General features: G+C 69.2%; 13 protein-coding genes and 2 pseudogenes. 8 read left to right on the forward strand and 7 right to left on the reverse strand.

Annotated elements, in window-relative coordinates:
- Window positions 1-80: 80 nt before the first annotated feature.
- Window positions 81-752 (reverse strand): two-component system response regulator PhoP, encoded by a 672-nt coding sequence (gene phoP / locus QMK30_RS33515; RefSeq protein ID WP_502963273.1) that lies wholly within the window; start codon window positions 750-752, stop codon window positions 81-83.
- Window positions 753-757: 5 nt separating this feature from the next.
- Window positions 758-2,020 carry a two-component system sensor histidine kinase PhoR gene (gene phoR, locus QMK30_RS33520; RefSeq protein ID WP_283522110.1) on the reverse strand — a complete coding sequence of 421 codons (1,263 nt, stop codon included), beginning with the start codon at window positions 2,018-2,020 and terminating at the stop codon, window positions 758-760.
- A gap of 260 nt (window positions 2,021-2,280) precedes the next feature.
- On the opposite strand from phoR, the gene phoU reads away from it, so the two are divergent.
- From phoU to QMK30_RS33540, 4 genes are all read left to right on the forward strand, one after another.
- Window positions 2,281-2,982 carry a phosphate signaling complex protein PhoU gene (phoU, locus tag QMK30_RS33525; protein ID WP_283522111.1) on the forward strand — a complete coding sequence of 234 codons (702 nt, stop codon included), beginning with the start codon at window positions 2,281-2,283 and terminating at the stop codon, window positions 2,980-2,982.
- Between the two features lie 121 nt (window positions 2,983-3,103).
- Window positions 3,104-3,259 carry a hypothetical protein gene (locus QMK30_RS33530; protein ID WP_283522112.1) on the forward strand — a complete coding sequence of 52 codons (156 nt, stop codon included), beginning with the start codon at window positions 3,104-3,106 and terminating at the stop codon, window positions 3,257-3,259.
- Between the two features lie 94 nt (window positions 3,260-3,353).
- On the forward strand, window positions 3,354-4,571 hold the full coding sequence (locus QMK30_RS33535) for an IS30 family transposase (protein WP_502963274.1): 1,218 nt from the start codon (window positions 3,354-3,356) through the stop codon (window positions 4,569-4,571).
- A gap of 1,865 nt (window positions 4,572-6,436) precedes the next feature.
- Complete coding sequence (locus QMK30_RS33540; RefSeq protein WP_283522113.1) at window positions 6,437-6,943, forward strand: GNAT family N-acetyltransferase; 507 nt, start codon at window positions 6,437-6,439, stop codon at window positions 6,941-6,943.
- Window positions 6,944-7,688: 745 nt separating this feature from the next.
- Here QMK30_RS33540 and QMK30_RS33545 read toward each other — a convergent pair.
- Window positions 7,689-8,099, reverse strand: coding sequence for a hypothetical protein (locus tag QMK30_RS33545; protein WP_283522114.1), 411 nt, complete (start codon window positions 8,097-8,099; stop codon window positions 7,689-7,691).
- A gap of 10 nt (window positions 8,100-8,109) precedes the next feature.
- Between QMK30_RS33545 and QMK30_RS33550 the strand changes: the two genes are divergently transcribed.
- The 3 genes and pseudogenes from QMK30_RS33550 to QMK30_RS33560 all read left to right on the forward strand — a co-directional run bounded on the left by QMK30_RS33550 (window position 8,110) and on the right by QMK30_RS33560 (window position 9,825).
- Complete coding sequence (locus tag QMK30_RS33550; protein ID WP_283522115.1) at window positions 8,110-8,232, forward strand: hypothetical protein; 123 nt, start codon at window positions 8,110-8,112, stop codon at window positions 8,230-8,232.
- Window positions 8,233-8,373: 141 nt separating this feature from the next.
- Entirely contained in the window at window positions 8,374-8,589 is a 216-nt protein-coding gene (locus QMK30_RS33555; protein WP_283522116.1) for a hypothetical protein, read from the forward strand.
- A 1-nt stretch (window position 8,590) separates the two neighbouring features.
- Window positions 8,591-9,825: pseudogene (locus QMK30_RS33560) on the forward strand (tyrosine-type recombinase/integrase).
- A 78-nt stretch (window positions 9,826-9,903) separates the two neighbouring features.
- Here QMK30_RS33560 and QMK30_RS33565 read toward each other — a convergent pair.
- The gene (locus QMK30_RS33565; protein WP_283522117.1) at window positions 9,904-10,665 is read right to left on the reverse strand and encodes a phosphoglyceromutase; all 762 of its coding nucleotides are present in this window, start codon (window positions 10,663-10,665) and stop codon (window positions 9,904-9,906) included.
- Between the two features lie 121 nt (window positions 10,666-10,786).
- Here QMK30_RS33565 and QMK30_RS33570 point away from each other — a divergent pair, with 121 nt between their 5' ends.
- On the forward strand, window positions 10,787-12,091 hold the full coding sequence (locus tag QMK30_RS33570; RefSeq protein WP_283522118.1) for an MDR family MFS transporter: 1,305 nt from the start codon (window positions 10,787-10,789) through the stop codon (window positions 12,089-12,091).
- Here the strand turns inward: QMK30_RS33570 and QMK30_RS33575 are convergent.
- The 3 genes and pseudogenes from QMK30_RS33575 to mshA all read right to left on the reverse strand — a co-directional run.
- Window positions 12,081-13,328 (reverse strand): annotated as a pseudogene (locus QMK30_RS33575) (hypothetical protein); the annotation flags it as partial. The gene QMK30_RS33570 and the pseudogene QMK30_RS33575 sit on opposite strands and share 11 nt — an antisense overlap.
- 470 nt (window positions 13,329-13,798) lie before the next feature.
- On the reverse strand, window positions 13,799-14,299 hold the full coding sequence (locus tag QMK30_RS33580; RefSeq protein ID WP_283522119.1) for a type III secretion system chaperone family protein: 501 nt from the start codon (window positions 14,297-14,299) through the stop codon (window positions 13,799-13,801).
- Between the two features lie 43 nt (window positions 14,300-14,342).
- Entirely contained in the window at window positions 14,343-15,686 is a 1,344-nt protein-coding gene (mshA, locus tag QMK30_RS33585; RefSeq protein ID WP_283522120.1) for a D-inositol-3-phosphate glycosyltransferase, read from the reverse strand.
- Window positions 15,687-15,800: the final 114 nt, after the last annotated feature.

A 15,800-nucleotide genomic window follows, 5' to 3' on the forward strand; every position in this document is an offset into this window, starting at 1 on the left:
CGCGTCCGGCGCCGCGGGCGCCCCTGTGCGTACTGGTCGCGTACGGCTGCTCTTCACAGCTCGTCGCGTACGGCTGTTCTTTACGGCTCGAACTTGTAGCCCAGGCCGCGCACCGTCACCAGATACCTGGGCGCACCCGGGTCCGGCTCGATCTTGGCGCGCAGGCGCTTCACATGGACGTCGAGGGTCTTGGTGTCGCCCACGTAGTCCGCGCCCCAGACCCGGTCGATCAGCTGCATACGGGTCAGCACGCGACCGGCGTTCCTCAGCAGCATCTCCAGCAGGTCGAACTCCTTCAGGGGCAGGTCGACCTTGCCGCCCGAGACGGTGACCACGTGGCGGTCGACGTCCATCCGGACGGGACCGGCCTCCAGGGCCGCCGGGGAGGCCTCCTCGGGCTCGCCGCGGCGGCGCAGGACCGCGCGGATGCGGGCGACCAGCTCCCGGGAGGAGAAGGGCTTGGTGACGTAGTCGTCGGCTCCTATTTCCAGACCGACGACCTTGTCGATCTCGCTGTCCTTGGCCGTCACCATGATGACCGGGACATTGGAACGGCTGCGCAGCTGGCGGCAGACCTCGGTGCCGGGCAGGCCGGGGAGCATCAGGTCGAGGAGGACGAGGTCGGCGCCGTTGCGCTCGAACTCGTCGAGTCCGTCGGGGCCGGTGGCCGCGATGGCGACCTCGAAGCCTTCCTTGCGGAGCATGTACGACAGGACGTCGCTGAAGGATTCCTCATCCTCTACGACGAGCACTCGGGTCACGGAAGGACCTCCGGGGCAGGAATGGGTTCGCGAGCAGTGGTCTCGGTGGTCTCAACGGTCTGAGTGGTCTCGTAGGGGCCCGTCGCCGGTGTCCGGACCCGCTGTGCGGCTGCCTCGGGCAGCCGCAGGGTGAAGGTGGAGCCCTGTCCTTCCGAGCTCCACACGGTGACTTCCCCGCCGTGCGACGCGGCCACGTGCTTGACGATGGCCAAGCCCAGGCCCGTACCGCCGGTGGCGCGAGAGCGGGCCGGGTCGACGCGGTAGAAGCGCTCGAAGACGCGCTCGCGGTCCTTCTCCGAGATGCCGATCCCCTGGTCGGTGACGGCGATCTCGATCAGGTCGCCGCCGGGGGCGGACACCCTGCGGCCCGCTATGCCGACGCGAGTGCGGGCGGCGCTGTAGTTGACCGCGTTCTCGACGAGGTTGCCGAGGGCGGCGGCGAGCTGGCCGCGGTTTCCCCAGATGCGCAGGCCGGCGGCGCCGCCGGCGGCCATGGTGATCTGTTTGGTGGACGCGGCGTGCCGGCTGCGGTCGATGGCCTCGGCGACCAGTTCGTCGACCCGGACCGGCTCGGCGTCCTCCAGCGGGTCGTCGTTCTGGACTCGGGAAAGATCAATGAGCTCTTGGACCAGATTGGTGAGACGGGTCGCCTCGATCTGCATCCGGCCGGCGAAACGGGTCACCGCCTCGGGGTCGTCCGAGGCGTCCATGACGGCCTCGGAGAGCAGCGAGAGTGCACCGGTCGGGGTCTTGAGCTCGTGGCTGACGTTCGCGACAAAGTCGCGCCGTACCGCTTCGATGCGGCGGGCCTCGGTGAGGTCCTCGACCAGCAGGAGGACCAGGCGGGAGCCGAGCGGGGCGACGCGGGCGGAGACCGCGAGTGCCTCGCCCCGGCCGGTGCCGCGGCGGGGCAGGTCCAGCTCGACCTGGCGTATCTCGCCGTCGCGGCGGGTGTCCCTGGCCATGTGCAGCATGGGATCGACGGACAGCTTGCCGCCCCGGACGAGCCCGAGGGAGTACGCCGCCGAGCTGGCCTTGACCACGTTGTCGCTCTCGTCGAGCACGACGGCGGAGGAGCGCAGCACGGAGAGCACGGTGTCCACGCCCGGCGGCAGTGCGGCGTTCACGTCGGGCCGCAGGGAGGACCGGGTGGGCTTGGCCTGGTCGCGCTCGCTCCAGCGGAACGCCAGCATGGCGATCACACCGGTACACAGTCCGGCGATCGATGCTGCTGCGGCGACTGCCGCGTCCACGTCCATGCACCCAGGTTAAGCGGGTGTAAGGAGACTTCCCCAGCCAAATGGGTGGCTACTCGAACAGTCGTCGCCCAGAGTTCACCGAGGGGACCGTGCTGGTTCACTTCGGCCGTGCGGATCCGGCCCGGGGCGGATCTCCGAATCCCAGAGTTCACCGGGGAGACGGTATCGGTTCACTCGGGGTGCCGGAAACGGATGCGTGACGGACGGAACGTGGGAGCGTGGGGTTCAGAGGCCTCCCGGAGTACTAGAGAGGGACTTTCATGCGCGACGCGTACCACGAGGAACTTGACTCGATCGGCGAAGACCTGGTCGAGATGGCCCGGCTGGTCGGCTCGGCGATCGGTCGGGCGACCACGTCCATGCTCGACGCGGACCTCAAGCTCGCCGAGAGCGTGATCGCCGCCGACCAGAAGGTCGACGATCTCCAGCACGACCTGGAGGCACGGGCCATAGCCCTGCTGGCCCGCCAGCAGCCTGTCGCCACCGACCTGCGGATCGTCGTCACCTCACTGCGGATGAGCGCCGACCTGGAGCGCTCGGGAGACCTGGCCCAGCACGTGGCCAAGCTCGCCCGGCTGCGCTTCCCGGCCACCGCCGTGCCGCACGACCTGCACGCGACCATCCTGGAGATGGGCCAGCTCGCGCAGCGCCTGATGGCGAAGGCGGCGGAGGTCATCATCACCAAGGACGTCGACCTGGCGCTCCAGCTGGAGCAGGACGACGACGAGATGGACCTGCTGCACCGCACGCTGTTCCAGCACCTGATGGACGACCGCTGGAAGCACGGCATCGAGACGGCGGTCGACGTGACGCTCCTCGGCCGCTACTACGAGCGCTTCGCCGACCACGCGGTGTCGGTGGCCAAGCGGGTCGTGTACCTGGTGACGGGCGAGCACGCGGACGAGCTCCAGGCGGCGAACGCGGCGGCGACACCGACGGCGGCGCCGGTCGATGGCGTATAGGGCGCGTGTTCCGGAGCGAGCGCACGGGGTGACTGCGCGCGTGCGCGGTTGATGCGCCCGCCCCGGTGGGCATGAGATGGGCAGTAGGAGTACGCCACGTACCCCTTCGAGGAGGACCCTCATGGCCGATTCCCCCACGCCCAACTCCCAGCAGGAACCGCGGTCCGACCGCGCGCACCTGCCCACCACCCCCGTCCTCGGCGCCTGCGGCTGCGGCTCGGGCTGCTCCTGCGGCTGCCAGTCCGGCGGGCCGTGCCAGTGCGGCGGCTGCGGCTAGCGGCGGTCGCCCGCCCGCGAAGGCGATACGAAAGGGCACCCGCCTCCGCCTTGAGTTCTAGTGGTCGTCGCAACACCCCAGCTCAGGGGATGCGATGGAATTCGAGATCCGTAAGGACCGGTCAGCTCAGGGACCCAGGAAGCTGGTCCGGGAGCGGGCGGCATACTTCCTGCTCATGCAGCAAGGCATGAGCAGCCGGGAAGCGTGCCAGATCGTCGGCATCGATGTTCGGACCGGCAAGAAGTGGCGTAACGGGCGCCATGCGTCCGGCAAGCAGAAGAGGGCGGTACCTCCAGTCAACTCGGAGGTACCGCCCTCCGCGCCGTCCCGATACCTGTGCGAGGCCGATCGGATCCACATCGCCGACCGGGTGCGGGAGAAGGCGACGGTCCGGGCGATCGCCGCCGAGCTGGGCCGCAGCTCGTCCACGGTCAGCCGGGAGATCCGCCGCAACCGGCACCCGGCGGGCGGCCAATACCGCCCGCATGCCGCCCAGGCCCAAGCTGAAAGCCGCCGGCCCCGCCCCAAACCCGGGAAGATCGGCCAGAACCTTGAGCTGCGGGACTTCATCCAAGACCATCTGCGCCTGAAATGGAGCCCGGAACAGATCTGCGAGACCCCGCGCATCAGGTTTCCCGACCGGCCGGAGATGCGCGTGGTCCACGAGACGATCTACCAGGCCCTCTACGTCCAGGGTCGCGGAGAACTACGCCGCGAACCGGCCCGGGCCTTGCGATCGGGCCGTGCCCGCCGCAAGCCCCACCGGCAGGCCGCCCGGCGCCAGCCGCGCTTCTCGACCCCCATGGTCATGATCAGCGAACGGCCTGCGGAGGCGGAGGACCGGGCCGTCCCCGGCCACTGGGAAGGCGACCTCATCATCGGCCGGGGCACCCGCTCGGCGATCGGCACGCTCGTCGAACGCAGCACCCGTTACGTGATGCTGGTCCACCTGCCCACCGGCCACAACGCAGCGGACACCCGCGACGCCCTGGCCGAGACGGCGCAAAGCCTTCCACCCCATCTCAAGCGGTCCCTCACCTGGGACCAGGGCTGCGAGATGGCCGCCCATCAGTCCTTCAGCATTGCCACCGACATCCCGGTCTACTTCTGCGACCCCGGCAGCCCCTGGCGACGCGGATCGAACGAGAACACCAACGGCCTGCTCCGCCAGTACTTCCCCAAGGGCACCGACCTCTCGGTCCACACCCGCGACGACCTCGACGCCGTCGCCGCCGAACTCAACAGCCGACCACGCAAGACGCTCGGCTGGGAAACCCCAGCCGAGCGTCTGTCAAAACTGCTCGCGGCCTAGCCAAACCGACCACGTGTCGCCACGACCCCTCGAATCCAAGGTCAGGACGGGGCCCTTTCGGTGGTGCTCGACGCGGCTTGCTGCGTCTGCCTCTCCCGGAATGCGCAGGTCGGCTGACCGGCCGGCGCCTGCGCGTCCCGCACCCTCGCGCACTCAACAGACGGCAGAGGCTCACTTGTTACGGCGTCTGCCCGCCCTCTTCTTCAGCTCCCCCTGCCCGCGTTTCGTCCACACGCCCTGATGGAGGTAACACCGCGATGTGCCCTTCATCGTTTTGTTGGCACAGCGGCCTCCGGCCGCCGTAGGCCAGCCGCATCTCCCCTGCCTCCACTCCCCCACCGTGCACCCCCGGTAGCCCGCACTCGCCGACCAACAGCGTGCGCCACCGTGTAGGGACAGGACAGAGCGCACAACCGGCGGCATCGGACCGACCAGGCGCACGCGGGTGCGTACCGCAGGTTCACATGCGAACAGGAGATCGCTCTCAGGGGTACGCGGACATCTGATGCCGAGCAGCCGTGACCGCGCGGGGAAGGCCCTCGGCAAGGCCTTACGGGCGAACGAACCTCCGCGCTGAGCGCCCAGGAGGGCCCGGCGGCGGGGGCCCAGCGCAGCAAACAGCCCCCCACCTCGCGGCAAACCCGCAGGTGGGGGGCTTCTCCGGCTCTGCTTACTTCTTCTTGCCCTGGGTCTGGGGTGCCCGTTTTTCGCCCCTGGTCAGCGAGCCGTGCGCCCCAACTGACCTGCGGTCGGGCGGTCGTTGTCGGTCGTCGTCGGTCGTCCTCGGAGGGCCCAGAGAGGGCCCTGCTCGGGGCCCCGCAGTGCCGCTAACGTTAGCGGCCCCGGTGGCCGGCCGACTCTACCGGTTCAGGCGAAGAGCAGGAAGGACCGCCCTTCGGGCGGGCGTCTCTCAGGCGCCCACTCCGGGAGGTCCCGACGGCCACCAGGCGACTGCGGGACGTGGACGCTGCCCCCTCTGAAGGGGATCGTTGAGCCACTCACGGCGTGGTGTGAGTGTCCGGCAGGCCAGGGAGGCGGGCGCTCTGGAGGGAGTTCTCCCTCTGGGCCTCCCTGACACCGAACAGCGGCGTGATCAGCGGAAACCGCCCCGATAGGGAGGCAGGGAGGCGCCAAAACGCCTCCCTGGAACTCTTCCAGAGTCCCGAAAACAGGGCAGGGGCGGGGGGCCCGAACCTCCCTACCGCCGGGCCAGTGCTGGGCATCCGGCCGAAGAGACCACGCCCCCTCTTGGGAGCGTCAGCTTGTCGCTTGTCGCTTGTCTTGTCGCTTGTCGTCCCCAGGTCAGACCTGTATGTGATCCGCTGAGGGCCCTCCATGGGTCCTTCTTGGCGGTGAGGCGACAAGTGACAAGCGGGCACCACACGGGGCAGTCCCTGCCCCCACTGAAAAGCCTCGTTCAAGCGCCACGTGGCGGGAGAGGCAAGACTGCGGCCACGCGGGATGCCCTCCCGCCTGTCTGTCACCTGTCACCGCCCTCGCGGCCTCTCTCGCGGGCCCTGCCAGGTATTTGACCTCACCCCTGACCTGCGAAGTACAGGTGACAGACAGGTGACAGGTGACAGGCTGGATGACAGGCCCGAACTCCCGCGTCTACCTCAGCAAGCCCGGGGGAGCACGTTGGCCTGTGACAGCGAAGGTTCACTGATTGCCAGCGAAGGTTGACCACCGGATGGTTCGTGCCATCGATCCTTGATTGCCGGGTGCGGAGGACTGTCGGGACGCAGTGCCCGGTTCTCTCTCGCGTCCTGGACCGTAGCCTGACCTCGTCCTACCTGTCCTCGCCAGGAGCGTGAGCCAGCGCGGCATTCACACGAACCCCACTTCGAAACGTATCTTTATCCATCATGCGCAACTGGATCACGCGTGCTGAGACCAGCGCCGACACCGACGCCATCCGTGACATCAACCTCACCGCGTTCGAAACCTCCGAGGAGGCCGACCTCGTCGATGCACTGCGCGCCGACTCCTCCTGGGTCGAGGGCCTGTCCCTCGTCTCCGCCACCAGCAACGGTCTTCTCGTCGGCTACGCGCTGCTGACCCGCTGCCACATCGGAGACATCCCGGCCCTGTGCCTCGCACCGTGTGCTGTCCGACCCGAGCACCAAAAGAGCGGTGCCGGCTCCGCAGCCGTCCGCGCCGCACTCGCGGCGGCCAAGGAGATGGGCGAGCACTACGTCGTCGTCCTGGGGCACCCGGCCTACTACCCCAGGTTCGGCTTCACCCGTGCCTCCGCCCACGGCATCAGCCTGAGCATCGACGTCCCGGACGAGGCCCTGATGGCCCTCACTCTTGATACCGATCACCTGCTGCCCAGCGGAACCGTCCACTACGCGGCACCGTTCGGCATCTGACCCTCCTGGGACAACTGCGCAGGTCACAGACATCACCAGGGACCAGATCATCTGAGACGGGACACAAGAGGAGCACCCCGCGCATGGTGGGGCGGGGTGCTCCTCTTGCTTGTTCGGGGCGTTCGCGGCCCACTCCCCACGTTGGTCGCCTTGCCGCACAAGAGCCACGCAGGGGGATCCCGCGTGGCCGCAGTCTTGCCTCTCCCGCCACGTGGCGCTTGAGCGAGGCTTTTCAGTGGGGGAGGTGGTCTCTTCGGCAGGGACGGCCATTCCGCTTGCGGTGAGGCACCCCTCTTCCTAGAGAGTTAAGGAGAGACAGCGTCCGCAGCGTCCGCACCGCTGCTGTCACCTCTCCTGACCTGCATTGACTCTGCGGACGCTAAACAGATTGTTTAGCGTCCGCCAGCGTCCGCAGGATCACCCCCCTTCTGAGGGCATCACCCCAGCTCAAAGCGCGCATAGAGGGGGGAAACTGCGGATGCTGCGGACGCTGGCCCTCTACCTGGGAAGGCTGAATCATAGGGGTAGGGGATTCCGCTTTCCGATGTTGCAGCAGTCCGCCCAACCCGCGACAGCAACCGCGCTTCGAGACCCCCAGCGCACAGAGGCAGGCGAGCGTGAGCGAAGCGAACCGCCAAAGGTCGTGCGACCAACGGCCGCCCCTTCTAGCACTCTCTGTGACAACGCAACAGACCGGACCTGCTGCTAGGTCTAGCAGTCAGGGATGCTAGACCTAGCATCCCCGCTAGCACCCCAAATGCCTGCTGACCATGTGTCTAGCATCTAGCAACTGACGTGCAGAAAGCCCGGTTTCGACGTGAAACCGGGGCTCCGGAGAGGACCAGCCGCCGCTAGGGGCTCGCGCGCGACAGCTACGCTTCATCTCTGCCGCCAGCTCGCGGCTCGTCATGATGAGCGACGGCACCGACTGGCGGTCGCCTGCGAGGGCCCGCTCCCCCATGATGAGCGCCTGTTCGAGGTCGCCCCCACGTGCGGCCGTGACGCGCGCTTCCGCGCTCCGCATGGGCTTGCGCTCCGTCCCGTCGAAGTCCATGCCCTCGCGCAGTACTTCGCTCGCGAGGGTGCTCGCGAGTCGGTCCTCACCGACAAGGCGATAGCAGTCCATCGCGTAGAAATCGAACTTGGCCGGGTCCACCACAAAGTGGTTGTCCAGGTTCTCGGGGTGCGGCATCGGCCCGACCGGCTTCCGCGTCGGCAAACACGTCCGCTACGACCCCGCCGCCGTACACGACTGGATCGCCCAGCAGACCGCCCGCGAAGCGGCCTGACAACGATCCCCGAGTTGCTACCCAAACCCCCAGTGATCAGGCCCCTAGCAAGTAGCGGGCCTGGCCTCGCGCACCCCAAAAACCGCCGGAGAGCGGCCGATTGCCCTCTCCGGCCCTGCTACCGAACAGGAGTCACCAGCCATGTCCGCCCACTTCGAAGACCGCTGGTTCCACCGACCGGAGCACACAGCCGACCGCGTCCCCACCGCCCGCCAGGGCAGGGACCCGCGCTACCGCGCCCAGTTCATCGACCCCGGCACCGGGGCCCGCAAGACCAAGACGTTCCACCACCACCGCGACGCACAGCGCTGGCTCACCCGCACCGAAACCGCCCGCCTCCTGAAGGGGAGGATCTGACATGGCAGGAAGCATCCAAGACCGTTGGTTCAAGACCGAGACCGACACCAACGGCAAGACCGTCCGCACCAAGACCGACCGCCACGGCGGCGGCATGCGATACCGCGCCCGCTACTTCGCTCCGGACGGCAAGCGGAAGTCCAAGTCATTCGCCGACGGGCAGAAGCGTCTCGCTGAGCAGTGGCTCAGCAGCATCAGCGCAGATGTGGCCCGCGGGCAGTACATCGACCCGAACGCGGCCCGGACGTCCTTCCAGGACTTCGCGGAGAGGTGGCTTGCGAGTCAGAGCGGCGACCCGAACACGAAGGCGTCGATGCAGTCGCAGCTCACGTTGCACGTCTTCCCGCGCATCGGGGCGCGTCCGCTGGGGTCGTTCCAGCCGAGTCACATCCGTGAGTTCGTGACGCAGCTCGAAGCTTCCGGCATGTCCGGCTCGTACGCCCGCGTCATCTTCTCCAACGTACGGGCCATCCTGAGCGCGGCCGTGGAAGACGGCTGCCTGCCCAAGAACCCGTGCCACTCGCGCACGGTGACGCTCCCGGAGATGGGCGCGCGGCGCGTAGTGCCGTGGCTCCCGGAACGCGTCTTCGCCATGCGCGCCGCCCGGGTCGAGCGGTTCCGGGCCATGGTGGACGTGGGCGCCGGCTGCGGGCTGCGGCAGGGCGAAATCCTCGGCCTGGCCGTGGACGCGATCGACTTCGACAACGACACGTTGCACGTCGTCCAGCAGCTCAAGCTCAGCCTGAGTCAGCCCGTGTTCGCACCCCCGAAGGGCGGCAAGTTGCGTGCGTCCCGCTCCCCGAACCCGTCGCGGACGCCCTCAAGGCACACATGAAGCTCTTCCCACCGGTGGAGGTGACGCTGCCGTGGATGCGGAAAGGCGGGCCGCCCGTGACCAAGCTGCTGCTCTTCAGCGGGCCAAAGGGCGGGCACGTCTGGCGTACGTCGCTGAATGAAGACCACTGGAAGCCCGCACTCTCCAAGGTCGGCGTCATCCCGAAGGCGAAGAGCCGCGAGCACGTGGCTGCACGCGAACACGGCATGCACGCGCTGCGGCACTTCTACGCGTCGATCCTGCTGGACGCCGGGGAGAGCATCAAGGCTCTGGCGGAGTACCTCGGTCACTCCGATCCGGGGCTCACGCTGCGGGTGTACGCGCACCTCATGCCGACCAGCCGCGACCGTGCGCGGCAGGCCCTGGGGTGGGCGCTACGGCCTCAGGGTCCCCCGCTCTAAGGGCCCACAGTGGGCCCAGCACAAGAAAACGCCCTCCATCCGCGCAGAAAGCGCAGGTGGGGGGCGTGATCACTGAACCTACTTCTTCTTGCCCTGGTTCTTCACGGCCTCGATGGCCGCCTTCGCGGCCTCCGGGTCCAGGTACGTGCCGCCCTTCTCGAGGGGGCGGAAGTCCGCGTCGAGCTCGTATGCGAGCGGGATGCCGGTCGGGATGTTCAAGCCGGTGATGTCCTCGTCCGATACGCCGTCGAGGTGCTTGACCAGGCCGCGCAGGGAGTTGCCGTGGGCGGCGACCAGGACGGTGCGGCCGGCCAGCAGGTCCGGGACGATGGCGTCGTACCAGTACGGCAGCATGCGCTCGACGACGTCCTTGAGGCACTCGGTGCGCGGGCGCAGCTCGCTGGGGATCGTCGCGTAGCGCGGGTCGTCGCTCTGCGAGAACTCGGTGCCGTCTTCCAGCACCGGCGGCGGGGTGTCGTAGGAGCGGCGCCACAGCATGAACTGCTCCTCGCCGAACTCCGCGAGGGTCTGCGCTTTGTCCTTGCCCTGGAGCGCGCCGTAGTGGCGCTCGTTCAGGCGCCAGGAGCGGTGGACGGGGATCCAGTGGCGGTCCGCGGAGTCCAGCGCGAGCTGGGCGGTGCGGATCGCGCGGCGCTGGAGGGAGGTGTGCAGTACGTCGGGCAGCAGGCCGGCGTCCTTGAGGAGCTCACCGCCGCGTACCGCCTCCTTCTCGCCCTTCTCGGTGAGGTTGACGTCCACCCATCCGGTGAACAGATTCTTCGCGTTCCAGTCGCTCTCGCCGTGGCGGAGGAGGATCAGCTTGTACGGTGCGTCGGCCATGCGTACGAGCCTAATCCACGCCCCCGGATTGACGCCCGCCGTCAATTGACTCGCACCCCCGAGCGGGCGACTTGTAAGTTGCGGGCAACAGGCGGGGCGCTTACAGCACAGGGGGACGTACATGTCGGTCGCGAGTATGCGAAGGGCCACGCGCGAGAGCGTTTCGGGGCTGCCCAGGGAGTTCTGGTGGCTCTGGACCAGCACGCTGGTCAATCGGCTCGGGGCCTTCGTCGCGACCTTCATGGCTCTGTATCTGACCCTGGACCGCGGCTACTCCGCCTCGTACGCGGGCCTGGTGGCCTCGCTGCACGGGCTCGGCGGGGTCGTCTCCTCGCTGGGCGCGGGCGTCATGGCGGACCGGCTCGGCCGGCGTCCCACTCTCCTGATCTCGCAGAGCGCCACCGCGGCCTCGGTCGCGCTCCTTGGCTTCATGCACCACCCGGTGGCCATCGCGGGGGTGGCCTTCCTGGTGGGGATGGCGAGCAACGCTTCGCGGCCCGCCGTGCAGGCGATGATGGCGGACATCGTCAAGCCCGAGGACCGGGTGCGGGCGTTCTCGCTGAACTACTGGGCGATCAACCTCGGCTTCGCGATCTCCTCGATGGCCGCGGGCTTCATCGCCGAATACAGCTATCTGGCGGGCTTCCTCGGGGAGGCCGTGATGACGCTGGCGTGCGCGGTGGTGGTCTTCCTGAAGCTGCCGGAGTCCCGGCCCACCCAGGCCAGGGACGCTGCGGGCAAGTCGACGGAGCCGCGGGTCGGGATGGGGGCCGTACTGCGCGACGGACGTTTCATGAGCCTGGTCGGGCTGTCGTTCGTCGTCGCGTTGATCTTCCAGCAGGGGTATGTCGGTCTGCCGGTGGCGATGGGTACGGACGGCTTCACCAGCGCCGACTTCGGTCTGGCCATCGCCATCAACGGGGTGCTGATCGTGGCACTGCAGATCCCCGTCACGCGCTACATCGAGCACCGGGACCCGCGGCGGCTGCTGATCATCTCCTCGCTGCTCGCGGGGTCCGGCTTCGGGCTCACCGCCTTCGCCGGGTCGATCGCGGTGTACGCGATGACCGTGTGCGTGTGGTCGCTGGCGGAGATCGTCAACGCGCCGACCCAGACAGGCCTGGTGGTGCGGCTCTCTCCGGTGCACGGGCGCGGACGCTACCAGGGGATGTACACGATGTCCTGGTCGGCGGCGGCGCTGGTCGCCCCGCTGATGGCCGGCTTCCTGATCGACCGGTACGGCGCGGAGTGGCTGTGGGGCGCCTGCGCGGTGCTCGGCACGGTGGCGGCGGGCGGGTACTGGCTGCTGATGCGGGGGCTTCCGGCGGAGGAAGGGCTGGGCGCGGAGGAGGCAATGGTGGCCTCCCCCGCAGCCGCCGTCGTCTCGGTGCGCAAGAAGAAGGGCAGGGCCGGGGTCAGCGCCTGAGGGCGCGCTGGGCCTCGTACAGATTCCGGGGGCGTACGGCGGCGGGGGCGCCGTACGCCTCCAGGCGTGAGCCCAGTTCGCCGGTGAAGTCCGGGGTGTCGGTCTGGTCGAACTCACGGACCGTGGAGATGCCGACCGTGGCGCTGTACGGCGCGATGGTGTCGATTTTCACGAGTCCGGCGCGAGCGTTGGTGACCGTGACGTTCCAGTGGGTGAAGCGGGCGCCGTAGAGCGGGCCCGCGCTGGCGTCGCCGCCGTGGCGGCCATTGTTGTTGACCGTGATCTCGGTGCGGACGTTGGCGAAGGGCATGCCTCGGTGGGCGTCGAAGGTGCCCATCCCCATGGTGCCGCGCGACCAGACGTCGTAGCTGGACAGGTCCTCGACGTTGATGCCGTGCAGCTGGGTGCAGGCCGGGGCGGGGACGGTCCGCGCGGCGATGGCGAAGTCCTCGATGAGGTTGTCGTGCGAGCCCTCGCGGCAGAAGTACGGGTGGTGCGAGCCGCGGCCCTCGACGCGGGTGCGGCGCAGGGTGCAGGCGGAGGCGGCGACCAGGCCGAAGCCGTTGTCGGCGTGCCGGACGGTGATGTCCTCGGCCCAGCAGTCTTACGCGCACTGGAAGGTGACGCCGTTGTAGCCGGTGTCGAGGAGGTGCGGCGACTGCGGGGTCTCGACCGCTTCGAGGGTGAGGCCCTCCACGCCGGAGCCGGTGAGGGCCTCCACGTGGGAGCCGGTGAGGGCCTCCACGTGGGTGGTGATGCGGGGGTCCCATTCGGGGCGTACGTCGAGGGGCAGGGGGCGCTCGAAGGTGACCCTGCGCCCCTTGATGGCGCTGATGCGCACCGGCCACTCGTACGGCACGTACGAGGTCAGCTTCGTCTTGTCGTCCCACTGGTACGTCTCGGGGCCCGAGCCGCCGCCCGCCATATGCTCCAGGAGGGTGTGGCCGGCGTCGTCGGCGAGGCGCAGGAGGGCGAGTTGGCCGCGCTGGAGGCGGGAGGCGTCGTGGACGGTGACGGCGCGGTCACCTCGGTGGGCGGGGGCGACGGTGGTGAGGGTGCGCCACTCGTCGCGGGCGTTGCCGGTCCAGCCCTCGAAGGGCCAGGCCCTCGCCCTGATGGCCGCGGTGAGGGTCTCGTAACGCCCTTGCGGGCAGAGCCAGATGAGGCCGCCGGCCCAGGACCAGCTGGACTTGTCGGCGCCGTAGCGGCTGCCGTACGGGCCGATCAGCTCGGTGAGAGGTTGCTGATGTGGCCGAGGTGGCCGAGGTGGCCGGGCCTGCGGCGAATGCGGGGGTTGCGCTTGCTGCCGCGACGGCTGTCGCTGTCGCTGTCGTGAGGAGGGTGCGTCTGGTGAAGGTGCGAGTGTGGGCGTGCCGCGGGTTACTCATGAGCCGCCTCCATGTATGTGGACAGCGCTCAGGTGGGTGTTGGGCGCGGGCATGCCATGGGGTGGGGGTGGGGGCGTGGGGAAGGGGTGCGGGCGTGGGCCGGTGCGGGTGCGTGGGCCGGTGCGGGTTGCCTGCGGCGCTGTCCCCTACCCGCCCCTTCCCGAACTGGGGCTCCGCCCCAGACCTCGGTCCTCAAACGCCGGACAGGCTGAAGTGGTCCAGGGTTTCAGCAAACGCCGGACAGGCTGAAGTGGTCCAGGGTTTCAGGCGGTTCGGCGTGCGGGCACGCGGCGGCAGCCGTGGAATGTCTCAGCGCCCGTCACTGCGTCCGCTCGTCCCGGGTCAGGTTCGTGAACGCGTCCAGGTTTCGTGTGGATTCGCCGCGCGATACCCGCCACGCGTACTCCTTGCGGATCGCAGTCGCGAAACCCAGCTCCAGCAGCGTGTTGAAGCTGCCGTCCGCCGCTTCCAGGACCGTCCCGAGCAGCCGGTCCAGTTCCTCCGGGGTAACCGCCGCCAGTGGGAGTTTGCCCGCGAGGTAGATGTCGCCGAGGCGGTCCACCGCGTAACTCACGCCGTAGAGGCGGAGGTTGCGTTCCAGGAGCCAGCGGTGCACCCCCGCCTCGTTCTCGTCGGGGTGGCGGATCACGAACGCGTTGACGGACAGCGCGTGCCGCCCGACGATCAGCGAGACCGTCGTGGACAGCTTGCGGGTGCCGGGGAGCTTGACGACGTAGGAGCCCGGATCAGGGCTCTCCCACTCCAGTTCAGCGTCCTTGAGGGTCGCTTCGACCACCTGTCGCGCGTCAGCGTCAGCCATGCGGCGAGCCTACGCGAAGGGGATGGGGAGGGCTCGGCGCAGGTCAGCCGTGGTGGGTGTGTTCGCCACGGCGGTACTCGTGCATCGCGGCCGTGTAGACGTCGGCCGTCGCCGAGGCCGCCGTGCCCCAGCCGAAGGACTGCGCGTGCCGGGCGGCGGCCCCGCCCATGCGATCCACCAGGCCCGGGTCGTCGATGAAGCGGCGCAGCGCGTGGGCGTAACCGGCCGGGTCGTGGCCCTGGACCAGGACTCCGGTGACGCCGTCGCGCACCGCCACCGGAAGGCCGCCGACCGCCGCCGCGACCACGGGGGTGCCGACCGCCTCCGCCTCCAGGGCCACGAGGCCGAAGGACTCGCTGTACGACGGCATGACCAGCACCGACGCCGCCCGGAACCAATCCGCGAGCCGGTCCTGCCCGACCGGCGGACGGAACCGGACCACATCGGCCACCCCGAGGCGTGCGGCGAGCTTCTGCAGCCCCTCGGGCTTGGCGAGGCCGCTGCCGCTCGGGCCGCCGACGACCGGGACGACGATCTTCGTACGGAGCGAGGGGTCCGCGTCGAGCAGCACAGCGACCGCGCGCAGCAGGATGTCCGGCGCCTTCAGCGGCTGAATGCGCCCGGCGAACAGCGGGATGAAAGCTTCCTGCGGCAGGCCGAGCCGGGCGCGCGCCGCGGCCCGCCCGTCCGCCGGGCGGAAGCGGTCGAGATTCACTCCGGGGTGTACGACGGCGACCTTGCCGGGGTCGGCCTCGTAGAAACGGACCAGCTCGTCCGCCTCCTCCGCCGTATTGGCGATGAGCCGGTCGGCGGCGCGCACGATCTGGGTCTCGCCGATGACGCGGGCGGCGGGCTCGGGGGTGTCGCCCTCGGCGAGCGAGGCGTTCTTGACCTTGGCCATGGTGTGCATGGCGTGCACCAGCGGGACCCCCCAGCGCTCGGCGGCGAGCCAGCCGACGTGTCCGGAGAGCCAGTAGTGGGAGTGCACGAGGTCGTAGTAGCCGGGCCGCTGTCCGGCCCAGGCCTGCATCACCCCGTGCGTGAAGGCGCAGAGCTGCGCGGGCAGCTCCTCCTTGGCGAGGCCCTCGTACGGCCCGGCGTCTATGTGCCGCACGAGCACCCCCGGAGCCAGCTCCACGGACACCGGCAGGCCGCCGGTGGTGGACCGGGTGAAGATCTCGACCTCTATGTTGATCGCGGCGAGGCGCTTGGCGAGCTCGACGATGTAGACGTTCATGCCGCCCGCGTCCCCCGTCCCCGGCTGGTGCAGCGGGGAGGTGTGGACGCTGAGCATGGCGATACGACGCGGCTTACGATGGCCGCCGGGCAGCCGCAGGCGGGGTGGCGCCGCCAGTGTGCCGGCGAGTCGGGAGACGTACTGGCTCACGCGACGGTCCTCTTCGCTGGGGGCATGGCAGGGCGGGGGCACGAGAACCCCTGCCACAGGCGCAAACAGCGGAACACGCTCTCTCATTTCCATTTTGCCAAATAATTACCAGGG

Origin of the sequence: Streptomyces sp. H27-C3 (genome assembly GCF_030063415.1) — a bacterium.
GTDB lineage: Bacteria > Actinomycetota > Actinomycetes > Streptomycetales > Streptomycetaceae > Streptomyces.

Coding starts and splice junctions, on each gene's coding strand:
- phoR (WP_283522110.1), bottom strand. CDS start 2,020: ATGGACGTGGACGCGGCAGTCGCCGCAGCAGCATCGATCGCCGGACTG.
- phoU (WP_283522111.1), top strand. CDS start 2,281: ATGCGCGACGCGTACCACGAGGAACTTGACTCGATCGGCGAAGACCTG.
- QMK30_RS33530 (WP_283522112.1), top strand. CDS start 3,104: ATGGCCGATTCCCCCACGCCCAACTCCCAGCAGGAACCGCGGTCCGAC.
- QMK30_RS33535 (WP_502963274.1), top strand. CDS start 3,354: ATGGAATTCGAGATCCGTAAGGACCGGTCAGCTCAGGGACCCAGGAAG.
- QMK30_RS33540 (WP_283522113.1), top strand. CDS start 6,437: ATGCGCAACTGGATCACGCGTGCTGAGACCAGCGCCGACACCGACGCC.
- QMK30_RS33555 (WP_283522116.1), top strand. CDS start 8,374: ATGTCCGCCCACTTCGAAGACCGCTGGTTCCACCGACCGGAGCACACA.
- QMK30_RS33565 (WP_283522117.1), bottom strand. CDS start 10,665: ATGGCCGACGCACCGTACAAGCTGATCCTCCTCCGCCACGGCGAGAGC.
- QMK30_RS33570 (WP_283522118.1), top strand. CDS start 10,787: ATGTCGGTCGCGAGTATGCGAAGGGCCACGCGCGAGAGCGTTTCGGGG.
- QMK30_RS33580 (WP_283522119.1), bottom strand. CDS start 14,299: ATGGCTGACGCTGACGCGCGACAGGTGGTCGAAGCGACCCTCAAGGAC.